21 protein-coding genes are annotated in these 24312 nt (G+C 66.9%); 7 read left to right on the forward strand and 14 right to left on the reverse strand.

The window, feature by feature from the left end; all coding sequences use genetic code 11:
- Nucleotides 1-60: 60 nt before the first annotated feature.
- From ABEB28_RS16500 to ABEB28_RS16535, 8 genes are all read right to left on the reverse strand, one after another.
- Nucleotides 61-1323, reverse strand: coding sequence for a DUF3631 domain-containing protein (locus ABEB28_RS16500; protein WP_345728987.1), 1263 nt, complete (start codon nt 1321-1323; stop codon nt 61-63).
- The gene (locus ABEB28_RS16505; RefSeq protein ID WP_345728988.1) at nt 1320-2981 is read right to left on the reverse strand and encodes a DNA cytosine methyltransferase; all 1662 of its coding nucleotides are present in this window, start codon (nt 2979-2981) and stop codon (nt 1320-1322) included. Before ABEB28_RS16505 ends, ABEB28_RS16500 begins: the two co-directional genes overlap by 4 nt.
- Entirely contained in the window at nt 2978-4168 is a 1191-nt protein-coding gene (locus ABEB28_RS16510; RefSeq protein ID WP_345728989.1) for a bifunctional DNA primase/polymerase, read from the reverse strand. Before ABEB28_RS16510 ends, ABEB28_RS16505 begins: the two co-directional genes overlap by 4 nt.
- Nucleotides 4149-4610, reverse strand: a complete 462-nt coding sequence (locus ABEB28_RS16515) for a single-stranded DNA-binding protein (RefSeq protein WP_345728990.1) — start codon at nt 4608-4610, stop codon at nt 4149-4151. The genes ABEB28_RS16510 and ABEB28_RS16515 overlap by 20 nt, the downstream gene beginning before the upstream one ends.
- A gap of 13 nt (nt 4611-4623) precedes the next feature.
- On the reverse strand, nt 4624-4926 hold the full coding sequence (locus tag ABEB28_RS16520; protein WP_345728991.1) for a hypothetical protein: 303 nt from the start codon (nt 4924-4926) through the stop codon (nt 4624-4626).
- A 163-nt stretch (nt 4927-5089) separates the two neighbouring features.
- Entirely contained in the window at nt 5090-7273 is a 2184-nt protein-coding gene (locus ABEB28_RS16525; protein WP_345728992.1) for a cell division protein FtsK, read from the reverse strand.
- Between the two features lie 94 nt (nt 7274-7367).
- Nucleotides 7368-8192, reverse strand: a complete 825-nt coding sequence (locus tag ABEB28_RS16530; RefSeq protein ID WP_345728993.1) for an ABC transporter permease — start codon at nt 8190-8192, stop codon at nt 7368-7370.
- A gap of 118 nt (nt 8193-8310) precedes the next feature.
- Entirely contained in the window at nt 8311-8577 is a 267-nt protein-coding gene (locus tag ABEB28_RS16535; RefSeq protein WP_345728994.1) for a DUF6284 family protein, read from the reverse strand.
- A 327-nt stretch (nt 8578-8904) separates the two neighbouring features.
- Between ABEB28_RS16535 and ABEB28_RS16540 the strand changes: the two genes are divergently transcribed.
- The gene (locus ABEB28_RS16540) at nt 8905-10296 is read left to right on the forward strand and encodes an NsdA family TPR-like regulatory protein (RefSeq protein WP_486323378.1); all 1392 of its coding nucleotides are present in this window, start codon (nt 8905-8907) and stop codon (nt 10294-10296) included.
- Here the strand turns inward: ABEB28_RS16540 and ABEB28_RS16545 are convergent.
- Together ABEB28_RS16545 and ABEB28_RS16550 are read right to left on the reverse strand one after the other, a co-directional pair.
- Nucleotides 10293-11204, reverse strand: coding sequence for a phosphotransferase enzyme family protein (locus tag ABEB28_RS16545; protein WP_345728996.1), 912 nt, complete (start codon nt 11202-11204; stop codon nt 10293-10295). The genes ABEB28_RS16540 and ABEB28_RS16545 overlap by 4 nt on opposite strands.
- A 30-nt stretch (nt 11205-11234) precedes the next feature.
- Nucleotides 11235-11507, reverse strand: a complete 273-nt coding sequence (locus ABEB28_RS16550; RefSeq protein ID WP_345728997.1) for a helix-turn-helix domain-containing protein — start codon at nt 11505-11507, stop codon at nt 11235-11237.
- Nucleotides 11508-11899: 392 nt separating this feature from the next.
- Here ABEB28_RS16550 and ABEB28_RS16555 point away from each other — a divergent pair, with 392 nt between their 5' ends.
- On the forward strand, nt 11900-13348 hold the full coding sequence (locus tag ABEB28_RS16555) for a hypothetical protein (protein ID WP_345728998.1): 1449 nt from the start codon (nt 11900-11902) through the stop codon (nt 13346-13348).
- Between the two features lie 118 nt (nt 13349-13466).
- Here ABEB28_RS16555 and ABEB28_RS16560 read toward each other — a convergent pair whose 3' ends face one another.
- The 3 genes from ABEB28_RS16560 to ABEB28_RS16570 all read right to left on the reverse strand — a co-directional run bounded on the left by ABEB28_RS16560 (nt 13467) and on the right by ABEB28_RS16570 (nt 16502).
- Complete coding sequence (locus ABEB28_RS16560; RefSeq protein ID WP_345728999.1) at nt 13467-14324, reverse strand: TIR domain-containing protein; 858 nt, start codon at nt 14322-14324, stop codon at nt 13467-13469.
- Nucleotides 14325-14397: 73 nt separating this feature from the next.
- Nucleotides 14398-15126 (reverse strand): DUF6414 family protein, encoded by a 729-nt coding sequence (locus tag ABEB28_RS16565; RefSeq protein WP_345729000.1) that lies wholly within the window; start codon nt 15124-15126, stop codon nt 14398-14400.
- A 488-nt stretch (nt 15127-15614) separates the two neighbouring features.
- Nucleotides 15615-16502: a LysR family transcriptional regulator gene (locus ABEB28_RS16570; RefSeq protein ID WP_345729001.1), complete on the reverse strand. Its 888-nt coding sequence runs from the start codon at nt 16500-16502 to the stop codon at nt 15615-15617.
- Nucleotides 16503-16636: 134 nt separating this feature from the next.
- Between ABEB28_RS16570 and ABEB28_RS16575 the strand changes: the two genes are divergently transcribed.
- The 4 genes from ABEB28_RS16575 to ABEB28_RS16590 all read left to right on the forward strand — a co-directional run bounded on the left by ABEB28_RS16575 (nt 16637) and on the right by ABEB28_RS16590 (nt 20605).
- Complete coding sequence (locus ABEB28_RS16575) at nt 16637-17413, forward strand: GNAT family N-acetyltransferase (RefSeq protein ID WP_345729002.1); 777 nt, start codon at nt 16637-16639, stop codon at nt 17411-17413.
- A gap of 221 nt (nt 17414-17634) precedes the next feature.
- Complete coding sequence (locus ABEB28_RS16580; protein WP_345729003.1) at nt 17635-19818, forward strand: MMPL family transporter; 2184 nt, start codon at nt 17635-17637, stop codon at nt 19816-19818.
- A 158-nt stretch (nt 19819-19976) separates the two neighbouring features.
- On the forward strand, nt 19977-20195 hold the full coding sequence (locus tag ABEB28_RS16585) for a type II toxin-antitoxin system VapB family antitoxin (protein WP_345729004.1): 219 nt from the start codon (nt 19977-19979) through the stop codon (nt 20193-20195).
- Nucleotides 20192-20605, forward strand: coding sequence for a PIN domain-containing protein (locus tag ABEB28_RS16590; RefSeq protein WP_345729005.1), 414 nt, complete (start codon nt 20192-20194; stop codon nt 20603-20605). Before ABEB28_RS16585 ends, ABEB28_RS16590 begins: the two co-directional genes overlap by 4 nt.
- 10 nt (nt 20606-20615) lie before the next feature.
- On the opposite strand, the gene ABEB28_RS16595 is transcribed toward ABEB28_RS16590, so the two are convergent.
- Nucleotides 20616-22568 carry an Hsp70 family protein gene (locus tag ABEB28_RS16595; protein ID WP_345729006.1) on the reverse strand — a complete coding sequence of 651 codons (1953 nt, stop codon included), beginning with the start codon at nt 22566-22568 and terminating at the stop codon, nt 20616-20618.
- A gap of 81 nt (nt 22569-22649) precedes the next feature.
- Here ABEB28_RS16595 and ABEB28_RS16600 point away from each other — a divergent pair, with 81 nt between their 5' ends.
- The gene (locus tag ABEB28_RS16600; RefSeq protein WP_345729007.1) at nt 22650-24299 is read left to right on the forward strand and encodes a diguanylate cyclase domain-containing protein; all 1650 of its coding nucleotides are present in this window, start codon (nt 22650-22652) and stop codon (nt 24297-24299) included.
- The last annotated feature ends 13 nt before the right edge of the window (nt 24300-24312 follow it).

Here is a 24312-nt window from a genome sequence, read left to right on the forward strand (position 1 = left end):
TCGGTGTGGTGGTGACCGTAGGTGCGCGTCGAGGCGCTGAGGCGGGCCGCTTCTGAGTGGTCATTCGGCGCCTCGCACGAGTCGGAGTGGAGGGGTAGCCGTCCCAGCCGTCCCAGGGTCATTTCCGCTGGTCACGCTGGGACGGCTTGAATTGGCGGTACGGCTGAGCCGTCCCGGTTCGTCGAGCCGTCCCGCGCTGACCTGCACCGATGAGGTTGGGACGGCTGGGACGGCTTCCTCGCTCGGCGGTGCCGATTCGGGGCAGTAGCGCGCCCACGCGTCGGCGAAATCGGCGCGCTGGTAGCCCTTGCTCTGGCTACCGTCGGTGAACCGAATGTTGGACGACCGGATGTCGTACTCGCGGAGAAACTGCCCGAGCTTCATGGCCGACAGGCCGGCCGGACCGTAGTCGAGCCACGGTGCTTCCGGGTCGGTCTTCAGCCGGTCGAGCAGCACGGCGGTCGGCAAGACGGTGTCGGTTCCGAACGCAGTGCGGCAGTCGGCGAGCAGCTGCACGCGGAGCGACGTCTGTCCCTGGTCGCTTGCCTCGGCGGTGAGGGCGAGTGACGCAGCGCGGGCGCGTTCCGGCCAGGTGCCGCCGGCCTGGTCGGCGACGATGACCAGCGGTTCCCAGGTGTCGGCGGTGCGGTCTTCCACGGGCATCGCGGGCTCGGCCGATTCGAGCGCCTTCAGGTCGATGCGCAGCCACTCGGCGAGCTGGTCGGCCAGCTCGCGCAGCGCGGGCCGGTCGCGCCGGTGCCGGAACGGCGACACGGATTCTCCGGCCGTCCGGCGACGCATGTGGATGACGACTGCCCGGTCCTCGATCGTGTCGGGCATCGCGCCGATTCCGGCGAGCGCGGCCATCGCGAACGTCGGGATGTGCTCGACGCGGTTGTTCGCGGCGTCGTACCGGACGGCGGGTCGGTTGCGCTGGTGGCCGGCGTTGAGCAGGCCGCGCAGGTCTTCGTTGCCCTCGGCCTTCGGACCGAAGATGGTGTCCGACTCGTCGACCAGCAGCGTCGGTGGGTCGCCGGTGATCGAGCGGTACACCGCGGCCGGCGACGCGTTGACCGTGATGAGCGGCGCGTGGCTGAGTGCTTCGACGATGTCGAGCAGCCGGGACTTGCCGCAGCGCTTCTCCGGTGCGCGGATCACCAGGCGCGGTGCGTGCGCCCACGCGGGTTGTCCGTGCGTCGCGGCGATCCAGAGGACGACGGCGTCGGTGGCCTCTGGGGTCGGCAGGACGACATAGCGGGTGAGCGACGCGTGGACGGCGTCGAGCAGGCGCGCACCCTCGGATGCGACGACGGGCGTGGTCATGCTGCCTCCCTGAGCGTGTTGTGGGTTGGCGGGACGACGGGGGCGTCGCCGTGGCCGCTGAGTACGGCGGCGATCTGGGTGGCCAGCCATTGGGCGACGTTCGACGAGACGGCGTTACCGGCCTGCATGGTCTGCTCGCCCTGATTGCCGGTGACCAGGTACTCATCCGGGAAGCGTTGGCCGCGCAGGTGCTCGCGGGGCTTGAGCATCCGGAAGGAACAGTCCTCGACGTCGACGGTCGGCCGGACCAGCGCGGCGGACTCGCGGGTCGCCAGGGTGTGCAGCGGCTCGGCGGTCGTCTTGGCCGTGCCCTTGCGATACGGGATGACCAGGGCGTGGTGGTCCTGCGCGGTAAGGACGCCGAGTGGTTCGGAGACCACGCGCTTGACCATGTGCCGTGGCTCGGCGTGGCCACCGTAGTTCTTGACGTAGAACGCGTCTGGCGGAGCCACAGTCAGGTAGTGGTGGTGGCCGCTGGTCGTGATCGTGGACAGAGGTTCTTCGACCGGTTCGGCGGTCGAGTGGTTGCGCATCACGGTCAGCCAGGCCGGCGGGACCGTCAGGCCCTCGAATCCCTTCTCGTTGGCCAGCCGGGTGCGCATCGGCGCGCCGGTGCTTGTCGCTGCGGTGTTCCAGGTGCCGCCGCTCGGTACCAGCAGGGGCGGAATCGCTAGGCCGTCCCCGATGCGGACGGTGCGGGTGGGCAGCGGCCCACCGAACGCCGGGAAGGCTCGGCCATCGGCGGCCAGCGCGCCGTGATTGACGGTGATCATGCTCGGCTCGGTGGCGAACATTTCGAGTCCGGCGGTGATCCGGCGCATGGTGGCCGCTGCCAGCGGCCGGGGTCGGTCGCCGATCCGGGTGCCGAGGTCGGACCAGTCGATCGCGGTAGCGGCAGGGAGAACGTAGGGCTCGACCAGTCCGTTACGGCAGGTCGCGTTCGGGCATCGGTAGTCGTACTGCTGGCGGTACTTTCCGACCTTGCGTTTGCGCAGGTTGCGCCAGGCTTGGACGGCGTTGACGTCGGTCTCGCAGACCGGGCACCAGGCCAGCGGGCGCGGGGCGACGTCCGGCAGTGGGATTCCGGTGCGGGTGAACACGATGTAGAGCCGGTCGCGCCATTGGGGCGCGTGCGGGTTGTCCTCACCGCCGACGTGTGCGGAGGACACGGAGACGAATTGGACCTGGTAGCCGAGCTTGCACATGCCCTCGACCCACCAGTCGAACAGCTCCCACTTCCAGACGACATCGACGACGTTCTCGACGATGACGGCCTGGTATCGGTGCACTTCGGTGGCGCGGATGACGTCGTGGAACGTCGCGCGGGTGCGCTCGAATCCGGCCTGGGCGATCGGGCCGAACTCCAGTAGATCGAGCTGCCCTTTAGCCGACGATTGGCGTCCGCCGGACCGGCCTCCGGCCGGTGACATCTCCGTGCAGATCGGCGAAGCCCACAAGACGCTGGTGCGGGGTAGCCGCCGCATGTCGTAGTTGTTGACGTCGGCACACAGGTGCTCGGCGTCGCGGAAGTTCGCGGCGTGAGTCTCGATCGCTCGCGGCCAGTGGTTGGCGGCCAGCTTCAGTTCGAATCCGGCGGCGGTCAGCCCGATCGACGATCCGCCGGCGCCGCAGAAAATGTCAGTGAACGTGAGCGTCATGCGGCCACCTCGCGGGGGTTGCGGGAACCGGCGTCGAGGCCGGAGCGGACGGCGCGGCTGGTCTCCCCGGGCTCGAGTCCGGCGGCCAGTCCGGCGTCGGTGAGGACGGTGACGACCAGGTCGCGGTCGAGGGCGCCGGAGCCGACGAGTCGGCCGAGGCTGTAGGCGGCGGTGTTGAGCGCGTCGTTGCGGTTGCTGGTCGCGTTCAGGACGCGGTCCCGCTCGCCGGTGAGCGCGGCGGCGGCGTAGGCGTTACGGCGCTTCGCCGTGGCCAGCAACTCCGCCCATGCTCGACTCGGTCGAACCGGTGACGGGGCGGTCGGAGTCAAGGGCAGTGCTAGCCACGGAGGAAGTGGCGCTGGCGGAGCGTCGTACGTCGCGGTGTAGGCGTGGCCGTCGACCAGGGAGCCAGCAGCAACGACGTAGCCACCGTGCGCGCGGGTGTCGATGAGCCAGCCGAGGCGTCCGGCGGTGTTGCGCAGTTCGGGACCGTCGGGGTGCGCGTAGTACAGGTGGAGGCCACCGGACGGCGTGGCGACGGTGTAGGTGTCGAGCGGCAGGTCGGAGCTCGCCTGGTCGGCGAGCACGGCCAGCACGTCTTGCCCGGATCGGATGCCGGGAAGGCGCCACTCCTCCGGAGCGTCGGCGCCGTCCTTTGGGGTGTCGAGGTCGACGACGACGAGTCCGGACGGCCCGGTCGCGATGCCGACGTTGAAGGCGCCGGTTGACCAGCAGCGGCGGATGCGGTCGGGGTCGGTGGTGGCGCGGTTCTCCCAGTCGGTGATGGCGGGGCGCTTCTGGCCGGGGCGGAGCGGGAAGACGTGCCAGCCTCGGCCGGCGGCCGAGAGAGCAGCGTCGAGTAGTGCGTTCTGGCTGGTGTTCACGGGTGGTTCCTCCGGTGCGTTGAACAGGTCGGGCGTGGCGCTGGTCGGTGGTTCGGCGATCGGTGGAGCGGGGGTGCCAGCGGCCAGCTCGGCGGCGCGTCGGGCGTAGATGGCCTGGTTCCAGGCGGCGAAGTTCGCGCGGGCAGTGGCCTCGGGGTCGTCGCCGTTGCTGGCGGCGCGTTCCGACCAGGCAGCGGCTTGGCGCGCGTACCAGGCGGCGACCTGGTCGGGGCCGGTGCCGGCCTGGTGCAGGTCGCTGACCCACACCAGGCCGGGCGTCGGCTCAGAACGGCGGTTCGTCACTGCCGTGGTTCGTCGGCGCGGCGGGTGCGGCGGTCGACCAGGCGTCGTCCGGCGGCGTCTGCCCGGTCGGCCCCGAGCGGGTGGCCTTGCGGACGGTCGCGGTGGCCCAACGGAGCGACGGGCCGATTTCCTCGACGTCGACACCGAACATGGAGCGCTTCTCACCCTGGTCGGTCTCCCAGTGGTGCTGGCGCAGCCGCCCGGTCAGGACGACGCGGGAGCCCTTGGTCAGGGACTGCGTGACGTTCTCGGCGAGCTGGCGCCAGGCGGTGCAGGTCAGGAACATCGCCTCGCCGTCGACCCACTGACCGGACGCCTTGTCGAGGGTCCGGGGCGTCGAGGCGACGGTGAACTTGGCGACGGCCACGCCGGTCGGGGTGACTCGCATTTCGGGGTCGGCGGTGAGGTTCCCGACGATGGTGATGGTGGTTTCGTTGGCCATGAGAGGTCTCCGTTCAGTGCTTCGGGCGACGGGTGGTGTGGTGGGTGCGGCGCAGGTAGTTCAGGACGTGCCGGCCGAGGCGCAGCTGCGCTCCGGTGCCGTCGCAGGACGGGCACATCCGGAACCCGCGGCCGATCCAGGCGGCGCGGTGGCCGGTGCCTCCGCAGCGGCGGCAGCCGGTGAACGGCCAGACGAAACAGAGGCCGAGATAGGCGGGGAGGACGATCAGCGCGGCGAGCAGCAGCCACGCGAGGGGAACCAGGAGGTCACCGTAGGTAGCGGGATCGGGGGTAGAGGTAGCGGCGAGGGCAAGCACGGGATGCCTCCACGGGCTGTTTTTGGGCGTGAGGGGCCAGGGCCGCGACCCGCTACCAGCGGAAATACGGCCTGATGGGATGGGTTGGTGGTGGTAGCGGGTCGGGTAGCGCAGCCGCTACCGGTAGCGCGGGAGTCGCTACCCGACCCGATCGGTCAGTTGGTTACGCTCCGTTCGCCTCGCGGCGTTCGAGCGCGGTCCGGACGTCGGCGGCGCGGGCGCCCTTGAGGTTCTGGCCGTCGCGCTTGACGTCCTTGCTCGGCACCTTCAGTGCGCGCATCTGCGCCGAGATCGCGTCGGCGGTCAGGTCGGCGTAGTGCTCGGGGATACGGTCGGCGAGCCGTGCAGCGATGACCGTCCAGTGCAGACCGGTCTCCGAGACGGTGAACACGCTCGCCACGTCGGCGAGCACGTCGCGGGTCTCGCGGGCCACCTGCTCGCCGGCGGCCATGCCGGAGAGCGTTCCGGTGTGCTCGCGGAGTTTGCGGGCGGCGAGCAGGATCTTTTCCGCGTCCGGTGCCTCGGCGAGGTAGGTCCGCACCATGGGCGTTGCGTCCGAGGCGCCCCGGAGCATCCCGACGCCTTTGTACGTGGGCAGCAGCGTGGAGGAGTCGAAGCCTTCGCTGTAGGCGCCGGAGCCCAGGACCAGGTCGGAGACCTGCCAGGAGCCGGTGCGCAGCGCGAAGCGGACTTGGTGGTTGTCGCGGAAAGAGATGAACTGGCTGGCGACTTGCCCGTTGCCGATGCCCGAGGGTCGCTGGGTGGCGTCGACCAGGCAGATTCCGGCGGCCGGTGCGACCTTGACCAGGTAGACCAGCAGTCCGGCGATCTCCTTGGACTGCTCTCCCAGGTCGAAGTACTCCTGGAATTCGTCCATGAAGACGGCCCAGACGGGCATGCGGTACTTCGGGTCGCGGGCGATCTCGCGGGTGAGCTTGCCTTCCGGGCACACGTCGACCGGGAGCTGGGACAGCCGCTCGTAGCGGTCTTGCACCTCGGCCTTGAGCCAGCGGAGGAAGCCGAGCAGGATGTCGGCCGGGTCGCCGTCGCGGGTGAGCGCGAGACCGAAGGCGTACCAGTCGGCGACCAGCGCGAACCGTCGCCAGTCCGGCTTACCGCCACCGTCGAACACGGCGAGCTTCACGTACGGGTCCAGCGCGGCATAGAGCGCCAGCGTGCGGGCGGCGAACGTCTTGCCCTGCCGGGGCTGCGCACCGATGAGCAGCGAGGTCCACATCAGGTTGACCGAGACGACGTTGCCCCGCTCGTCGAGCCCGAATGGTGCCGGCTGCCAGATGTCGGTCGGCTTGCAGCGCAGCAGCGGCGTCCGGCCCGCCGGGAGCGCCAGCGGGTCACGGTCGGCGACCCACAGCACGTGCCGGCGGTGGCTCGACGGGTCACGCGAGATGAAGACCTGCGAGAGCGCCACATCCATGCCCGACGCGATGGCGCCCCGGGCCTTGACCGCGTCGTCCAGACCCTTGCCGTACGGCAGGTCGACCAGGACGTGCGAGCCACCACCCTCACGACCCATGCGCGAGCCGAACTGGATCTGCTGACCGGCCTTGTCCGGGTCGCCGAGCTTCGCCGCGTAGTACGCCCGCAGCACGACGTCGGAGTTCAGCTTCCGGAAGCGTGGCGCCACGATCGCCGTCCCGATGATCGTGCGACCGGCCGGACGGCCGACGTGGGCCAGGACCAGCAGCGCCCCCACCAGTGCGAGCCCCAGGTACAGGCGCGGGACCAGCGCCCACGCGATGAATCCGCCGATCAGGATCGTGACGGCCTCGGTGCCGAGGACGATGCCGCGCCACAGCCGGGTCGACTTGATCTCGCGGTGGATCTTGAGCCATTCATGCGGGTCGTTGGCGTCGGCGGTGTGCTGGAGCAGCGCGAAGTGGTTGCGCACCCACCACCAGCCGAGCTGGAGCCGCACCACGCGGAGCAGACCCCGGAGAGCGAACCAAAGCGTCTGGAGCAGGTACCAGGGGGAGCGGATCGCGTGGAAGCCGGACACGTAGGCGACCTGCCCGAGGAACCGGGCAAGGGTGTCGCGCAGGTTCTCCGGGCGCAGTGAGACCGGGATGATCGGCCGGCGCGTGCCCTCCGGAGCGATCACCGGGGCGTCGACCAGCTCGCCCACGAGGGGCGTCTGGTCGGCCGAGTCCAGTTCGATCTCGTAGGAGGTGTCCCACACCTGTCCACGCCGACCGCGGGCGGCGTCCAGGTCGACTACCTCGGCGGTGCTCCCGTCCGGGCCGACAGCAGGTGTCGAAGTGTTCAGGTCGTTCTCGGCGCGATTCCAGTCGAATCGGCCCGGGTCGTGCTGGTCGTTGGGGCTCGTCATGATGGGTCTGCCTCCCTGGCAGTCGATGCGGGGTGGTGAGGAAGGCGGACCGACCCGAACACTCTTGGCGGGGTAGGCGGGTCGGTCCGCGTCGTCAGCGGTCGTGGAGTAGGTGGGCGAGCGCGGCGCCCATGCCGAGTACGGCGACGGGCAGACAGGCGACCAGGGTGGTGATCGGCCAGGGCGCCTGGGTGACGTTCGCGGCGGCCATCTGGTGGTAGGCGATCTGCCCGAGCGCGCCGAGCGTCAGTGACCCGATCGCGGACCACTTCGCGAACCGGCGAGCACGCGGCGGGACAGCGGGAGAGAGCCAGGCTCGGAGCGCGTAAGCGGCGTACGCCTCCATGCCGATCGGAAGCGTGATCGCGGTGTTCAGCTCGAACTCGTCCCAGATGCCCGGGAGCGGGTGCACGATGCCGAACCCGGTCAGCTCGCCGAGTCCGACCCAGCCCGACCAGATGGTCACGAACGCGCCGAACGCCAGCAGCAGCACCGGCCACGAGCGGGGCACCCGACCGGTCGTTGGTGTCTCCTCGTGAGTCGGCGTGCCCGGGTGTCCGTCCTCGCTGATCTGCGGCGATGCTTCGGGGGTCGGGGTGGCCTGAATCGGCGCTGACGGCTCAACCGTCACGGTTGTGGTCTCGATCGGAGCCGGGGCCACCTCGACCGGCACCGGGTCCGACTCGTCGGCGGTGACGAGATGCAGGCGACCCATGCCGGTCTCGCGTCCGGTCGGTGCCTCTGAGGTGAGCACGTCGCGGAGCGCACCTGCCTTGGGTGCACCGATCCGGAGTTCCTGCATGAGCTTGTTCCGCGACGGCAGCGAACCCAGAGCTGAGGCCAGCTCTCGGGCGCGCGGTAACAGCGCCTCAATCGAGGCCGGGTAGGTGCTTCCGGGCTTGGTCACGTCGGTGGTCATCGCGTGCGCCCCGTTCCACCGCATGCAGTGCAGCGCTTGTACGTGTAGCCCGATCCGCCCGCGCTGTGCGCAGTCGAGCCGTGGCCGTTGCACGTCTTGCAGGTCTGCTCGGCGGCCATCACGCCACCCCCGGGAAGTCGGACCGGATGGCCGGACGGGCGGCCAGGTCGCGGAGCGCGAGTACACGACGCTCGGCCCGACGCAGCCGGCGCCAGTCGAGCGCGGACGGGCGGACGACCGAGACGATGCGTATCTCGGCATCGACCACGTCCAACTCAGCAGCGATCATCGGCCACTCGGCCGTGATCGCTGCCAGCTCGGCGGCGGATGGCTCTTCGTTGTCCTGGGTGCCGTGCGTGGGCACGGCGGCACTTACGATCGACATGCGTCAACTCCCCTTACCTGGATTGACGTGCTGGTTCTCGCTGGTTGGCGCCAGCGGGAACCGACCTGTAACGCGGCCGTCCGGTGTTGGCGCACCGGGCGGCCGTTGGCGTTCGTGGGCGGCTACCCACAAGCGCAGAGTACTGACTCAGTCAGTACTCGGTCAATGGCCGTTCCGGGCGGAGCCAGCCTCTTCGCTGACCACACCATGAAGTTTGGCGAGGTCGGAGCGACTTCAGCAGGGCGCAAACGGGGGCGCAAAGATGCAAAGCCGTACCGCGTGTGCGCCCCGGTGTGTTGCGATAGCGGGGAGGAGGTGCGGCACGCCGTGGAGCCACCACGCAGGAACGACCAGCTCGCCGGTCTGATGGCCGAAGCGAACATGTCCAACAAGGCGCTTGCTCGCGCCGTCCGGGACTGGTCCACACGCGACAGGCACCCCGTTCGCTGCGATCACACGTCCGTGAACCGCTGGCTCGCGGGCATGCGACCCCGGGGCCGAACCGGTCAGTACATCGCCGATGCGATCGGCGAACGCCTCGGACGAACCGTGACGCTGGCCGACGTCGGCATGTCGGCGACCGAGGCACTCGATCCCGAACTGGGCATGACCTACGGCACCGAACCAGAGGACGTCGGCGCCGTGCTCTCCCGACTGTGGCGCGCGGACCTCGACGACATGCGACCGATCCTCGACGCGCCACCGAAGGCGTCCGCCTGGGCCGAAGCGTCGCTGGCGTGGCTCGTCCGGCCGGGCCGCGACGACCTGGTCGAGCGCGCGGCCGGCGTCCGCGTTGGCCAGTCCGACGTCGACGCTGTGCGCGCCACCACCGCGGCCTTAGATCGGCTCGACAACGACTACGGGGGCGAACGCCCGCGTCGGGCGCTGATTCAGTTCCTGCACTCCGACGTCGCGGGCCTGCTCGCCGGCCGCTACGGCGAGCAGGCCGGGCGGCAGCTGCACGCGGCGGCAGCGGAAGCCACGCTGCTCGCGGCGTGGGCTACGTACGACGCTGGCGTGCACGGGATGGCGCAGCGGTACTTCATTCAGTCGCTCCGCCTGGCACAGGCAGCTGACGACGTGCTGCTGGCCAGCAGCGCACTGGACGCCATGAGCCACCAGGCGACGTTCCTCGGCCGGTCGCGGGAAGCGGCGAACCTCGCGCGGGCGGCTCGGACCGGCAGCCAGCGTTACGCGACACCGACGCTCACCGCGCACTTCTACGCGATGGAGGCACGCGCGCTGGCGGTCGGTGGCGACGTTGTCGGAACGCAGAAGGCACTCGGCGAGGCGGTCAACGTGTTCGAGCGTCGGCAGCCGGGCAACGATCCCGACTGGATCTCTTACGTTGACGACGCCGAGCTGGCGGCCGAGCTGGCGCACAGCTTCCGGGACATCGGGCGCAGCGCCGACGCGGTCACCTACGCCGTGAGCGCGCTGGCCGGCAGCGGCGGTGCGTCCGCTCGGAGCGACTTCTTCGTCACGATGGTGCAGGCAGCCGGACACCTCGGCCAGGGCGACGTCGAGCAGGCATGCGTCACCGCACGGGCCGCACTCGACCTGGGGGAGCAGGTGCGGTCCGCGCGGTGCGTGGAGTACTTACGGCAGTTCCGGAAGCAGCTCGCGCCGCACGCGGCCAGTGCGCACGTGCGCGAGCTGGTCGGGGCCGCTGGCGAACATCATCTGTGGGTGGCCAGCCGAACGGCTCGCGGTTCCTAGAACGGTGCCCAGTCCTTGCGGCTGGCGCCTGTGCGGAGACTGTCAATCCGCTTCGCCAGCTCGGCGTCGACCTTCGCATCACCGTGGCCGGCGTTCTGAGCCATCCACGTGACCATCAGGAACTCTTTCGTTTGGGCCAGCGTCTCGTAACCAGGCCAAGCGAGCATGTCGAAGCCATAGACGTCAGTGAACGCTCGGTACTCGCCCTCGTTGTGCCAGCCGTACCGGTCGAAGAACATGGCGGTCTGCAACAGGTCCCATTCACGCGGGCCGATCGCGAACCCATCCAGGTCGCCGAACAGCGGACGGTCGTTCCGGTCCCGGAAGACGTTCCCGACGTTGGCGTCCCCGTGGACCACGCCGATCGGTAGGGCGAATTCGAGTCCGTCGTAGGCCTCGGTCAGCTCCTTGGCCTTGTCACGCAGGAAGCCTCGCTGGTCTTCATCGAGGCCGTCGGCCTGGTCGACGCGATCAGTCGCGCGGCCGAGCGGTTGCAGGTTCGGTAGGTCGAGGGAGGCCGGCGGCGTGAGCGCGTGCAGCTGGCGCAGCAGCTCGGCCAACTCGGCGGGTGTGCCGTACTCGACTTCGTCGGAGGCAGACTCCCACAGGGTCACAATGCGGCCGTTGACCACGATTGGCTGCTCGAGGTCCAGGTCGAGAACACGGACGGCGGGGATACCGGCCGAGGCAAGCCACTCGGCCACCGCAACCTCGCGGCGGGCGACTGGCAGCAGCGATTCGGAACGCCCGACGCGGGCGATGACGGGAAGGCCGCGTAGGCGGAACACGGCGTACGACCCGAGACGCACCAGTTCGGCGTCTGCCGGGTCGTACGGCAGGTCCGCGGTTGCAGCGGTCAGAGCTTCGTAGGCGGTGTCACGGTCGAAGGGGGCGCGCGCAGCAGCCACAGAGAGCCTGCCTTCCGGACGGAGCTGTCTTCAGTCTGCCGTCTCGACATCGCTCGTGTCCGCCGGCACGGGACGTCCGCCGACGCCGGGGCGCGGGCGCTGCTCGTGCCACTCGACGATGCGAGCCGGACGCCACATATGGGTGCGGCCAACAGTCATGTCGGGTTCGGGCATCTGCCCACGCTGGCGGTAGGAACTGACCGTGCCGACACGCAGATTCAGGTAGGCGGCGACGTCGGACGTCGTCCACCACTCGGCGTCTACTGATGGAGGAGGGACGGGCTCTTCGTTGACGCGGGGCACGCCTCCAACGGTATGCCACGCTCTCTGCGAGCTTCAGACCGGCTGATGCAGGAGATTTCTTAAAACGTCGTCGTTAGGCGAAAGCACCGAAGCCAAGAGTCCGACGAGTCGCGGACGACTGATCTGGCGTGAAACGGTGATGGGATGCTGAGCGGGCTCCTGCGCCGATGATCTACCTACGCCCGGTCCTCAGACGCCCCCTTGATTCCGCTGGCCAGACCGGTACCAGGAACACTCACGAGTCTCGCCATTAGCTTAACAACCCCGAAAGCCAAGCGAACTCAATTTGCCCCATAAGGCCGGTCTCTTAAATCTAAGTTTGGCCCTAGTTCATGCTCGGTCTGCACTTATAGTCGGGAGGTCCCTGTCCATCGTAGAGGGAGACGGATTCGGTGAGGGTTTCCGAGTACTTTGGTCTCGACAGAAATCAGCCAGCCCTGGACTTTCTCGACGTATACGTAGATCGGGACGTGCCCCTTTTCATTGATCCACGGGCTATCCGCATCCAAGAAACTGAGTGGTCCAAGAGCTGCGAAGCTCTGTTGCAATCCTTCTTCACGGAGGTGCTATTAGCCCTGGTGCCAACGAATTACAGTCGCCTTACTGAACTTCTTGGAGAATTAAAGGAGCCAAATGAGACGCACCTAGGCTATTCGAAGACGGCAGGAAGGGGGCGTGGTCTCGGAGGTGTAGATGCGGAGAACTTGATTCAACGTCTCATGGAAAGCCCAGCGGCTCAGTCTGGCCTGCTTTCCGACCTGGAAGACTCTGCACTTTTTGTCGAAGGTATTGACCTCGACATCATGTCGGACATGACCACACACATAATCAGAGGGGCCCTGATTGGCTACACCCAGCGCGCCTGTAGCTATTACGCTATACCGATGGAGTTGCAAAAGAGTGGACCCGTGTGGAGTCCAGATGCTTTGGAGTGGCATGAGGATCAAGTGGAACTGCCGAGCATCGACGGCGAGCGACTTCTGCTAGTGCCCAGATCAATCGCTCGCAAGATCCCCGTTCTCGATAGAAAGAAGTTTTATCGCAGGCTGGTGACGGAGCATTTGATGGACAAAGAAAAGGACTCCGCATCTAAGCTGGTTCAGCTACTCAAAAGTGGTGACCAAGAGGCTTATCGCAAAGAGCTGGCGATGAAGTATCCGGCGTCGAAGCTGGCGATTATCGAGTACAGCACGGAGTTCGAAGGCGCGCTGTCGAAGTATAAGGAAAGTCTAAATAAGACGAGTTCGCCCCCGCTATCGCACGAAAACTTGGCGCGCGAACTTGACGTGCCGACGCCGGACTATGACCAGTTGTTGTCAGATCTGCGCAGGGTCCCCGCTGGGAATGCCGGAGCAACGCTCTACCATCGGGCCGCGGAGAAGCTTCTCACGGCTTTGTTCTACCCGCATCTCGCCAATGTGCAACTAGAGAAGGAAATACATGAAGGTCGGAAGCGCATCGACATCTGTTATGACAACCTTTCTCCATACGGCACATTCTTCTGGCTAACGACCAACTACCATGCGCCCGTTGTTCCCGTTGAGTGTAAGAACTATGCCCGCGATATAGAGAACCCGGAACTTGATCAAATATCCAGTCGCTTCTCGGATCGGCGTGGATGGGTTGGAATGATTGTATGTCGAAGGTTAATGAAGAAGGATCTCTTTTTAAAGCGTTGTCGCGACACTGCTCACGATGGTCGCGGTTACATCCTGGCTTTTGACGACGAAGATTTGGTGGAAATGGTAAAGGAACGCAAGATTGCTGTCAGTGAGTCCAACAAGAATAGGCGGGCGCTGTTCAAGCTGGTTCGAGAGCGCCTAGACTTCTTGATCTCATAGAATTTTGACGCTGGTTAGAGAACGTATAGCAGCCACCTTTAGAGGCCATTCATCCCTAACGCTCACCTTCGCCGGGCACGGCGAAGGTGAGCGTTCGATCGTCAACCGCGGTATGGACCTAACGCGCCGCATTCAAATCGACATCGATGCCCGCCGTCCTCATCTCTCGGCCTAGCTCGAACCGCCAGTCGGATCCGAGGGAGGTGTAGAGCATTCCGCTTACGTCTGAAGGTAGCTCAACATCAGCTTCATGGATTGCGGCGACACGCTCGCGCCCAAGCGCTGAAATAAAGAATCCAAGTTCTAGAATGACGTTTTGTCGTGCACGTAGCCGAAGATCGGCTGAGCCCCGAACGCCGCCCTCATCGTCGCCAGTCAGCAATACGATGGCAAAGCCAATAGATTCTGCATGGTCCTCGAATTTTTCGATGATAGTGCGCCCGGAGTTAGGCATCTCGCGCAAGATCACCGGCTCCCGCTGTGTGACCTGCCTGATGAATCTGGCCACCGTTTGGAGCGTCGCATTGTCGTGGCCGTGCACGATGAAGACATCCTGTGCCGTACTGGGGACATCACGTCGCTTAGAAACCGTCTTAGGCGTGCTTTCCGGGTAGAGGGCGAGGCGATCCTTGATGGAGTTCAGACGCCGTATATCCGCCGAGATGTCTTCGATGAGTTCGCGGTATTCCTCGGCGGGGGTGGATGATCCGCCGAATCCAACGGTGATCCTACTGGAGTATTCATTTGCGAGTTCGGAGGTCGTGAATGAACGCTTCAGAAGCGTGACATTATATTCGCCCCAGCTGTAGTACTCGTTCCGGAGTTCTTTCAGGCTCCCTGGCTGAGCGATCTGCCGACTTTTGAACTCTTCTCCTAGCGCTATCCGATCCTCAAGCGCTGCCTGTAGATCGCCGCGCGAAACCAATAGGTTCGGTTCATTTTCTGTTGATCCGTGAGACGGCGGGTTAGATGCCATGGGAGTCGAGTACCTCGTGAGAGAAGTGAGTTCTTCGAAATCTTTATGAGTGGCGGTCGGTCGTGCCCGACTCCTACTGTTGAATTGCATAGGGACGAATTACAAGTGCCGGACCAGCTATCACAAGATCCTGTGGTTCGCTCGACCGCTTCTGCCCTTTGCGGCCAGATGCTCGCCGCTGCTCGCGGTTCAATTGCGAAAAACTTGCCATCCCAGGAATTTGGATTATTTCCTTCCTGTCGGTCTTGCTCACCCGCTCGACGACGCGGCCGTACACAGTGGCACGGCCGGCGAAGCGATCGACATTCACCTTCGTGTAAGAACGGTCCAAGTAGAGTAGGGCTGGCAGCTCGACTCCGTCGATATGGTCGATCTTGAACAGAACGGGGAATGTCTCGCGTATCAGTTCTTGCAGCTCAGACAACTGTTTGAGCGTTTCATCCTCGTTACCACTGATCGGGAGAAATCCTAGGCGCTGGCCTAGTTGCAGAAGGTTTTGAAGCTGGTCTGCGGCAGAGACCATAGCGATGAGTGGCGGGACGGTAAGTTGCCCAGAAAATTCACAAAAGCTGTTGTCCGTCGCGGTGTTCCACGTTGAGGTCAGGTCGGCTGCGGCGGCTGCCACCGTCTCGTACTCGTCGTTAGTGATTTCTCGCCATAGCTGACGAAACCGCTTGGCATTGCTCGCGTCTTCGGGCTGCTCGCCGCCTGCGGTCGAGGGAGTTCCTGACTCGTCGACCTCAGCAAGTAGGCGCTCGATCGCCGGTGAATCTATGTACAGGAACTCGCGAAACCTGCTCATATCACCTCTTTGTGATTGCGCGCGGTGCCATGTGAAGGATGCACAGACTAGCCGACCTCCCGGCTCGCGCTCACGGATGTGTTCCGACGGAGGTTTGCGCGTGCCCAACCCGTGCCCGATCGAACAGGGTTGGTGGGGGAGCCACGGTGAGTGGCGGTGATCCGGTCGACAGGTGCCCGGCCCGCGCGCTACCGAGGTCACCCGGCGTCGCCGAGGGCAGTCCTGGCAGTGTGGGGGTCAGGGGTTCGAGTCCCCTCAGCTCCACCCCAACAGGTCGACACAAACGCCCTGGTCGCTCGGTACGCCGAGCAGGCCAGGGCGTTCGTCTTCTCCGGCCGCCCTTCCGCGCGAGTCGTGCCGCCCGTGCCTCGGTACGCCTGTGGCCGTGTAGCCGACACCTGAACGTTGTTTCGACCGCCGCCATGACAACACTGAGTTGCAGACCGTGCGGCTGCCGCCGTGATCCGGGTACTGAAACGACTGCGCTGTCAGGCAGGGATCCGGGCATCGAGGGCGGCCTGGACGAACGCGCGGACCAGCGGCGTCTCGTTGGCGCTCCGCCACACCGCTGCGTACTGCAGGACCGGCGCATCGGTGATCGGTACGAACGTGATGTCACGACGCGACCGAGTGACGGCCACATGGACTCCGACGGGGGACACGACGGCACCGGTGGCGATCGCCGCAAGACCTTCCGCGAGCGTGGCCACGGTGTGCGCGCGCCGGATGGGCCGCCCGGCCGGCGTGACCAACGGAGTGTGCATCTCGAAGAGGTAGTCCGGAATGGGCCGGTCCAGACCCAACACCGGGTAATCGCCGAGGTCTTCCATCTCGACCTGATCCCGGTCGGCCAGCGGATGATCGGCGGCGACCGCCAACGCCAACCGCTCCGTGTGCGTGTGCGGCCCCACGGTGAGGTCGGGCTCACGGATCGGTAGCCAGAGCACCGCGATATCGATCCGGCCGGCACGCAGCCCGCCGAACGGGTCGGACACCACGATCTCGCGGAGGCGGAGCTCGCACTGGGGATGCCGCTGCCGGAACAGGTCGAGGACGGCCGCGATCTCCGTGTGGTGGGTGTCGAACGCGCCGACGGTCAGCGTGCCCGCATGCCCGCGTGCGGCGGCCGTAGCCTCGTCGATGCCCGCCATGATCTCGCCGTAGCCGGCGGCGAGCCGGTCGCGCAGTCGCTCGCCGAGTGGGGTGAGCCGCACGCGGCGGCTGGTCCGCTCGAACAGGGCACCGCCGATGCGCCGCTCCTGCTGTTTGATCGACTGACTGACTCGCGCCTGGGACACGCGGAGGTGCTCGGCAGTACGCCCGAAATGCAACTCTTCGGCCAGCTTCAGGAAAATCTCGATGTCGCGCAGTTCCACCCGGCCGGTTCTCCTCCCACCACCGCGCGATCGGGAAGCTACGGCTGGCTGACCTCGAACGATAACCGAGGGCTAATCCGTCGGCTCGATCTTTTGCGTTGTTCGAGCCCTGGACGGGCGCGATCGTCTGTTTCATGAGCGACTGCTTGACCGACATCGTGGCGGTGTCGGATCGTCCCGGGGTCTCGCGGTGGCACGCCGTGGCGCCGAGTGGCTCCGTGGTCGGGTCGGCCAGTCTGCGGCCGGATCTGCCGTTCCCGTCCTCGGTGCCGAGCGTTCCCGAGCTGCGGCTCTACGTGGAGCCGGAACAGCGGCGTCGCGGCATCGGCTCGCGGCTCCTGACCGCCGTGCAGGAGCGGGCCACCGAGACACGACTGGCCACGGACGTGGCCCCGGACTCGCCGGGGGAGTCGTTCTGCCTGCGGCACGGTTTTCGGAACCCACGCATCCGGCGCCATGACCTGCTCACCTACTGCGACGTGCACCAAGCGTGGCTGGGGGAGCTGGTCGATGCTGAGCATCCCGGGTACCGCTTGACCCACTGGACCGGCGACCTGCCGAGCACGGCCGGGGCCGAGGCACTACTGCGCGGCCCGAGCCGGCCCGGTAACGCGGTGTTGACCGCGGCCGACATGGATGGCGACCTGGCGGCCTACGTCGTTGCGGTCGTCGGCGGCCAGCTCCAGCCGCGGGCCCGCCAATACGGGCCGACAGTGTTTCCCGAGCACCGCGGGCGGCGGCTGGGACGCTGGGTCAACGCCGCCTTGATTCGGCGATTGCGTGAGGTCCATCCGCATGTCAGCGAGATCGAGACCGCCACTGCCGGGGACGGCCGCCACTCGGTCGGGACCCTCGAGGATCTCGGATTTCGCCTTCTCCGCCGGATGCGCCGCTACGAGCTGACCCTTTAACGCCACTCCACCACCGAAGGTAAGGACGAAATGACCGCGCACCAGCTAGCGCGCAGAGTTGTGCCGGTGCTGTTCACGATCGTGGTGGGCATCTCCCACGTCGCGTTCCGCCGCTTCCTGTCGCCGACGTCTGGCTCCTGCTCCCCCCGTGGCTCGCCGTCGCGCCCGGCCTCACCGCGAACTTGCTCACCCTCCACCGCGCGAATGCTTGGGGTCTTCAGATGTTCACGAAGTTCGGGCGACTCGTCGTCCACCATCCATGGAAAGTCGTCGCGATCTGGCTCGTGCTGCTCGTCGGCTCGTTCTTCGCGCCGTCGCTGGCTGACCAGGTCAGCACCGATCAGGCCAGCTTCCTGCCCTCCCGCTACGAGTCGGTCCAGGCTCAGGAGTTAGCCGAGCGCGCGTTCGACCAGGGCGACGGGGCGACCGCCACCATCGTCGTGAAGCGGAACGACGACCAGGCTCTCGAACCGGCCGACACCGAGCGCGTCGGCAGGCTCGCGCAGACGCTGCAGAGCGCCGGTATCGAGCACGTCGGCGCTGCGGTCACCGGGCCGCAGGCCGTCTCCCCGAACAAAGAGGTCCAGCTCGTCAACATCGCGCTCATCGGCGCACCCGCCGATCCGGTGCTCGGCGACGCGATCGTCGCGATCCGCGACAAGGCACGGTCCACGCTGGCGGACTCCGGACTGTCCTACGCGGTGACCGGAGACGTCGCGCTCATCGTCGACAACCAGGACGCGTTCGACAGCGCGCTGATGATCGTCAGCATCGTGACGCTCGTCCTGGTCGTCGGCCTGCTGCTGGTGATCTATCGCAGCCCGGTCGCGGCGTTCCTGCCGGTGGTCGTCGTCGGCGTGGTGTCGGCCGTGTCCAGCGCGACCATCACGCTGTTCGTCAAGGCGTTCGGCATGCAGGTCGACCAGTCCCTGCTGACGATCCTCACCGTCGTGCTCTACGGCGTCGGTACCGACTACATCGTCTTCCTGCTGTTCCGCTACCGCGAGCGGCTCCGCGCTGGGGACGCCTCGAAGAGCGCGCTCACCACCGCCGTCAGCCGGGTCGGTGAGGTCATCGCGTCGGCCGCCGCGGCGATCGTGATCGCGTTCGGAGCCCTCCTGCTCGCGGTGTTCGGTGGCTTCCGGAGCCTGGGACCGGGCCTCGCCATCGGCGTGATCGTCATGGCGGTCGCGTCGGTCACGCTGGTGCCGGCCATCGTCTCGCTCATCGGCCCCAAGGTCTTCTGGCCCTCGAAGTCGTGGCAGCGCACTCCTCGCGGCAGCGTCTTCGCAAGCCTCGGCCGGTTCACCGGACGTCGACCGGCGATCGTCGCCCTCGCCTCTGGCGGCGTCATGGTCGTCCTGGCGCTGGGCGTGTTCGGGCTCAAGGTCGACTACGACCAGGTCGGCCAGCTCCCCGCCGACACCGAGTCGGCGCGGGCCCTCGAGGACCTGAAAACCGGGTTCCCCGCCGGTGCGCTCAACCCCACCACCGTCTACCTCCGCGCGGACGACGGTCAGCGCATCGATCCGGCGACGATCCCTGCCTATGCGCAGGCGTTGACCCGCGTGCCGGGCGTCGGGAGCCTGATGCCCGCAGCCGACGGCAAGCCCGCCACGATCACCGACGACGGCACGGCCGCCCAGATCAACCTGTTGCTGGACACCAGCGCGTACTCGACCGCGGCGCTCGACCTGGCCGGCGACGACCTGCGGCGCATCGCGCACGACCAGGCACCGTCCGGAACGACGGCGCTGGTCGGTGGCGTCAGCTCGGTGTTCGCGGACATCCGTGACGCGAACAACCGCGACCTCCGGGTGATCTTCCCGGTGGCCGGAGTGCTGATCGCGGTGATCCTCGGGCTGCTCCTGCGTAGCCTCGTCGCACCGCTCTATCTCATGATCGCGGTCGGCCTCGGCTTCATGGCGACGCTCGGCGCCACGGTCCTGGCCTTCCAGGGGGTCGGTGACCGACCCGGCCTGTCGTTCTCGCTGCCGATCATCCTGTACCTGTTCGTGGTCGCGATCGGCACCGACTACAACATCCTGATGATCGCCCGGCTCCGCGAGGAGGCCCGAGCAGGCAACGAGCCGCGCGCTGCCGCATCCCTGGCGATCCGCCACGGTGGTCCGTCCGTCGCCGCAGCCGGGCTCATCCTCGCCGGTACGTTCGCGTCGATGCTGTTCGCCGGGGTGTCGTTCCTGGCCGAGATGGGCTTCGCGGTCTCGGTCGGGATCGTGCTGTCCGCGTTCGTGATGTCGTTGTTCCTCGTCCCCAGCGTCACCGCGCTGCTCGGTCACGCCGCCTGGTGGCCCGGGCACGGCGATGCCCGCCGATCGTCGCCACCTGCGGGCGAGGAGCAGCCGACCGGTGAGCCGCAGCCGGAGGTGGCACGGGCCCGCTGACCGATCGCGGTGCGCGGTGGGCCGGAGCGATTCGCTCCGGCCACCTGCGTGCTCGACGGGTCCGGTGGAGAGCGATGTCGAGCACGGGATCGGCCGGTCCGGAGCCGGTATGTTGGTGATGTGGTTGGAAGACCAACATCGCCAACAAGGAGGAGTCGATGACCGTCACTCAGATCGATCTTGATGACGAGGCACTCGCCGAGGCGATGCAGCTCTCCGGTGCGAAGAGCAAGAAGGAGACGGTGAACTTGGCGTTGCGTGAGTACGCCGCCCGCCATCGCCGTATCGCAGCGTTGGAGCGCCATGCGGAAGCTGCCCAGACTTGGGACTACGAGGGGTGGCGTGAACTGCGTCAGCGAAGCAAGGCGCCTGAGTGATTCGTTATCTGGCGGACTCATCTGCGCTGTGGCGACTGCTTCGTGACCAAGAAGTGCGCGAGGCATGGAGGGATGTCGTTTCCGGTCAGGCGATCGGGACCTGTTCACCGCAGCGCACCGAATTTCGCCGGTCCGCTCGTACTCTCGCTGAGTACGAGCAGATGGGCGAGATGCTCGTTGAACTTTATCCAGACGTGCCGGTACCGAAGACCGTATGGCAGTGGACGGAATCGGCTCAGTATCGGTTGCTGCGCAGCGGTGCGCATCGGTCACTGTCTTGCGTTGATCTCTTGATCTGTGGGTGTGCCGCCCTTCGAAGGCTCGTTGTTCTTCATGACGACAACGATTTCGTGACCGCTGCGAAGTACTTGCCGGACGTTGCCGAGCGCCGTGTACGCAACCTGCCTTGAGGGCGCCCGTTCAGCGTCGTCGACCACCGCTCGGACTCGGCACCGACAGCCGTTCAGCCAGCCCGGCCTGCACCGCGTCGGCCACGCGAGTAACAGGCATCGAGTAGGCGCCGAGATCCATCACCCGTAAGGCTTCGGAGCTGCGGACCGGGCGGAGGAGCGCGGGTGGCTCCACTCCCGGCTTCAAGGCGACGAACAGCGTCCGGCTCTGCCGCCATCCGAAGGGGCGGATCTCCGCTGCGGTGAGCGTCTGCCAGTCCAGCTTCGCCTCGGCGCTCGCCGCCGACGCAGCGGTGTCGATGAGCAAGAACCTTCGCCGACGCCGACTCCACCGCACGATTTCCCCCGCGGCAGCGGCAAGGGACAGCGCGAGGCCGGCGCCGCACGCGATCGCTACGGCCCATGCACCTCCGGTACTCATACCGTTCCAGATCACCGCGAACAGGGCCGCCGCGAACGCACCCCCGACCAGCAGATGCCCGACCAGCCGCACCAGGAGGTGTCCGAGCCTCGGGACGAGGCGCACGATCAGGTGGTCGTGGTCGATGCCGAGTTCAGCCTTGTCGAACGCCCGGGCCAACACTCGGATGCCGCACTCGAAGACGCCCACGCCGACGAACAGCACGCCGCCGCCGGGATCCGACAAGTATTCATAGCGAACGGGGAGCGCGAACAGCGTCGCGCCGATGGTGATCACGGCGAGTAACGCCACCACTCCACCGACCGCGGACAGAGCGAGGCCACGGAGTGCGACCAGCCAAGGACGCGACTCGATCGTGATGCCGGCCGGGCCGACCTCGACCGCCGAGGTGGGGAGCGCTCGCTCCGGCTTTGCCGACTCGGCCCGCTCGTTCCGGGACGCAGCGCCCGTTGCGACCGGTTCTGCGTCGGCAGAGGTGCGCTGGACGACGGCGTGGAGCGCGCCTTCGGCGACCACCAGTTCGGGATGGTCGAGGACCGTCGGAGCGATCCCCAGCCGTTGGTGGAGGAGCGTGGCGACGAGCGGCACCCGGGTCGAGCCGCCCACGAGGAACACGCCGCCGATGCGGTCTTTCGGCACTCCGGATGCGCGGATCGCGGAGTCGGTGACCGCGACGGAGCGCTCAAGCATCGGCCGGGCGGCAGCGTCGAAGGCTTCCCGCGTGACGTGGACATCCCGGTCCAGCAGAGGAATCGGAACCTCGGCCGACGAGTTCCTGGACAGGGCTTCCTTGGCTCCGCAGGCGTCGTCCCAGAGTTGCCGGAACGCCCGACGCTCGACCAGTGAGTCGGGGTGGATCAGCTGCTGCCACGTCGGCGTCGCTTCGAGCGCCGTATTGATCTGATCGACGACGAGCGCGTCCAAGTCCAACCCGCCGAGATCGTCGAGGCCCTGGTACGCAAGCGTCTCGAAGCCGGACCGCCCCCGGCGCACCACGCTCACGTCGAAGGTGCCTGCGCCGAGGTCGTAGGTGACGACCGACTGGTCGTCGGTGATCCGGCTTCCCAGGACGCCGACGAAGTACGCCGCCGCCGCTACCGGCTCGGGTACCAGCTGCGGCGTGGGAAGACCTGCCTGGGCGCTGGCCTCGATCAACACCGCCTGACGGCTGGCGCCCCAGGCGACCGGGCACGTGATGATCACCGACTCGGGGAACTCGTTCGCGGTTCGGTGTGCCTCGTCCCGGACCATTCGAAGGGTGGCTGCTACCGCCGCGACGATGGGCACCTCGTGCTCGCCCAAGAGCAGCGTTCCCTCGTCCACCCGTCGCTTCGGATTCGGCTCGTAGCAGGCGGGCTGCAGCCGCGCCGAGCGGACAGCGTCGCGGCCGGCTCGGAGCGCACCGCCCGGTTCGAGGAACACCGCCGACGGAAGCAGGGGCGAGCCGTCGAACAACAGCGGACGGGTGCGGCGGTCCGGCCAGCGCAGCATGGCGACTGTGTTCGACGTACCGTAGTCGATGGCCAACGTGGTACCCCGCACGCCCGGGAGCCTATCCGCCGCCCTTCGACCGGGGCCGATCAGCCGGCTGACCACCCAAAGCAGGCGAGTGCTTACGGTCAGATGTATCAGCGTCCGGTCGTCGATGCCGATGAGATTGAGGTGCGCGTGCGATGGCGGAGACCGCAGAGGAGTAGCTGCGTCGCCGTGATGTTGGTGGTCGCTGTGCTGGCGACCGGGGGTCTCATCACCAGCGCTGCGTTCAACACGGTCGACCGAAGCGGTATGCGCGACGCGGGGCGGCTCATGGACCGGTACGCCGACGATCTCTCGGCCGGGGTCAGCGATCGTGCCGCCCACTACGGCGATATCTTGCACGTCCTCGCCGCCGCGGTCGGTGCCCAGTCCAGCCTGTTCAGCGACGACTACGCTCGACTCACCGCGGGTCTGGAGAGCGCGCGGCTACCCGGTGTCGCCGGTATCAGCTTCGTCGTTCCCGCCACCACCGCACAACTAGGCACCGTGCAACAGAACTGGCGCGCTCGTGGCGCGACGGGACTGATGCTGCGACCCGCGCCAGGAAAGGCGGAGCACGCGTTCGTCATATTCGACCGGGCCTTCGGCGGAAATGCGGTCGTTCCGGGCCTGGACGTGACCCACATTCCGCAATTGGATAATGCACTGCGCCGCGCATGGCAGGGCCACACACTGGCGGTCAGCTCCGCATTCCACCTCGTCCGGGATCAAAAACTTCCGGAACAGCTTCGGCAGTCGTCGATAGTGTTCGCCGAACCGATCTATACAACGCAAGGATCGGCGTTGCCCGATCGATTCGCAGGCTGGATCGTGATGAGCGTGCGCGGTCAGGACTTCCTGTCCCAGATCCTTCTCGACCGTGGCCAGGGCGCCATTCAGGCCAGCGTGACCGAGTCCGACGAGAACGGCGCCGTCCTCACCGCGGTGCGCCCCGGCCAGCGGGCACAGCAGGGATCGCTGACCCGGCACCGCACTCTCTTCATCGGTCAACGCCGCTGGCAGATCACCATGTGGCCGACCACCCGTCTACTGGAATCCACTGATCGGGGGATGAGCTGGCTGACGCTCGCGGCCGGTGCTGTCCTGACTCTTCTGCTCGCGGCCCTGACCGGAATACTCGCCGGCAGCCGCAGCCGCGCGCTGCGCAAAGTCGATCAGGCTACGGCAGCGCTGCGACGCGACATCGCTCAACGCGAACACGTCGAAGCCCGACTCCGGGAACGCGAGCAGCAACTGCAGCACCTGGCCTTCCACGATCCGTTGACCGGTTTGGCCAATCGGGCGCTGTTCTACGACCGCCTCACCCACGCGCTGACGGCCCGCCCCGAACGTCTCGTCGGGCTCCTCTTCATCGACCTGGACGGCTTCAAGCAGGTCAACGACGAGCTGGGACACCATGCCGGTGACACCGTCCTGCGCGCGGTCGCCGACCGGCTCCGCGTCGCCCTGCGCGCCGGCGACACCATCACCCGATTCGGTGGCGACGAGTTCGCCATCATTCTCGATGGTCTCGCCACTGCCGCCGAGGCCCGTACCACCGCTGAACGGGTGATCGCCGACGTCCAGGTACCGATCGACGTCGCCGGCACGCAGGCTCGCGTCTCCGCCAGCATCGGCATCGCGATCAGCCGCGCCGGTGCCGCCGCCGATGATCTGGTTCGCGACGCCGACACTGCCATGTACGTCGCGAAGAGCAACGGCAAGAACCGCTACGTCGAAGCAGGCCTACTCACCTGAGGATCGAACGGCG

This window comes from Cryptosporangium minutisporangium (genome assembly GCF_039536245.1).
Taxonomy (GTDB): Bacteria; Actinomycetota; Actinomycetes; order Mycobacteriales; family Cryptosporangiaceae; genus Cryptosporangium; species Cryptosporangium minutisporangium.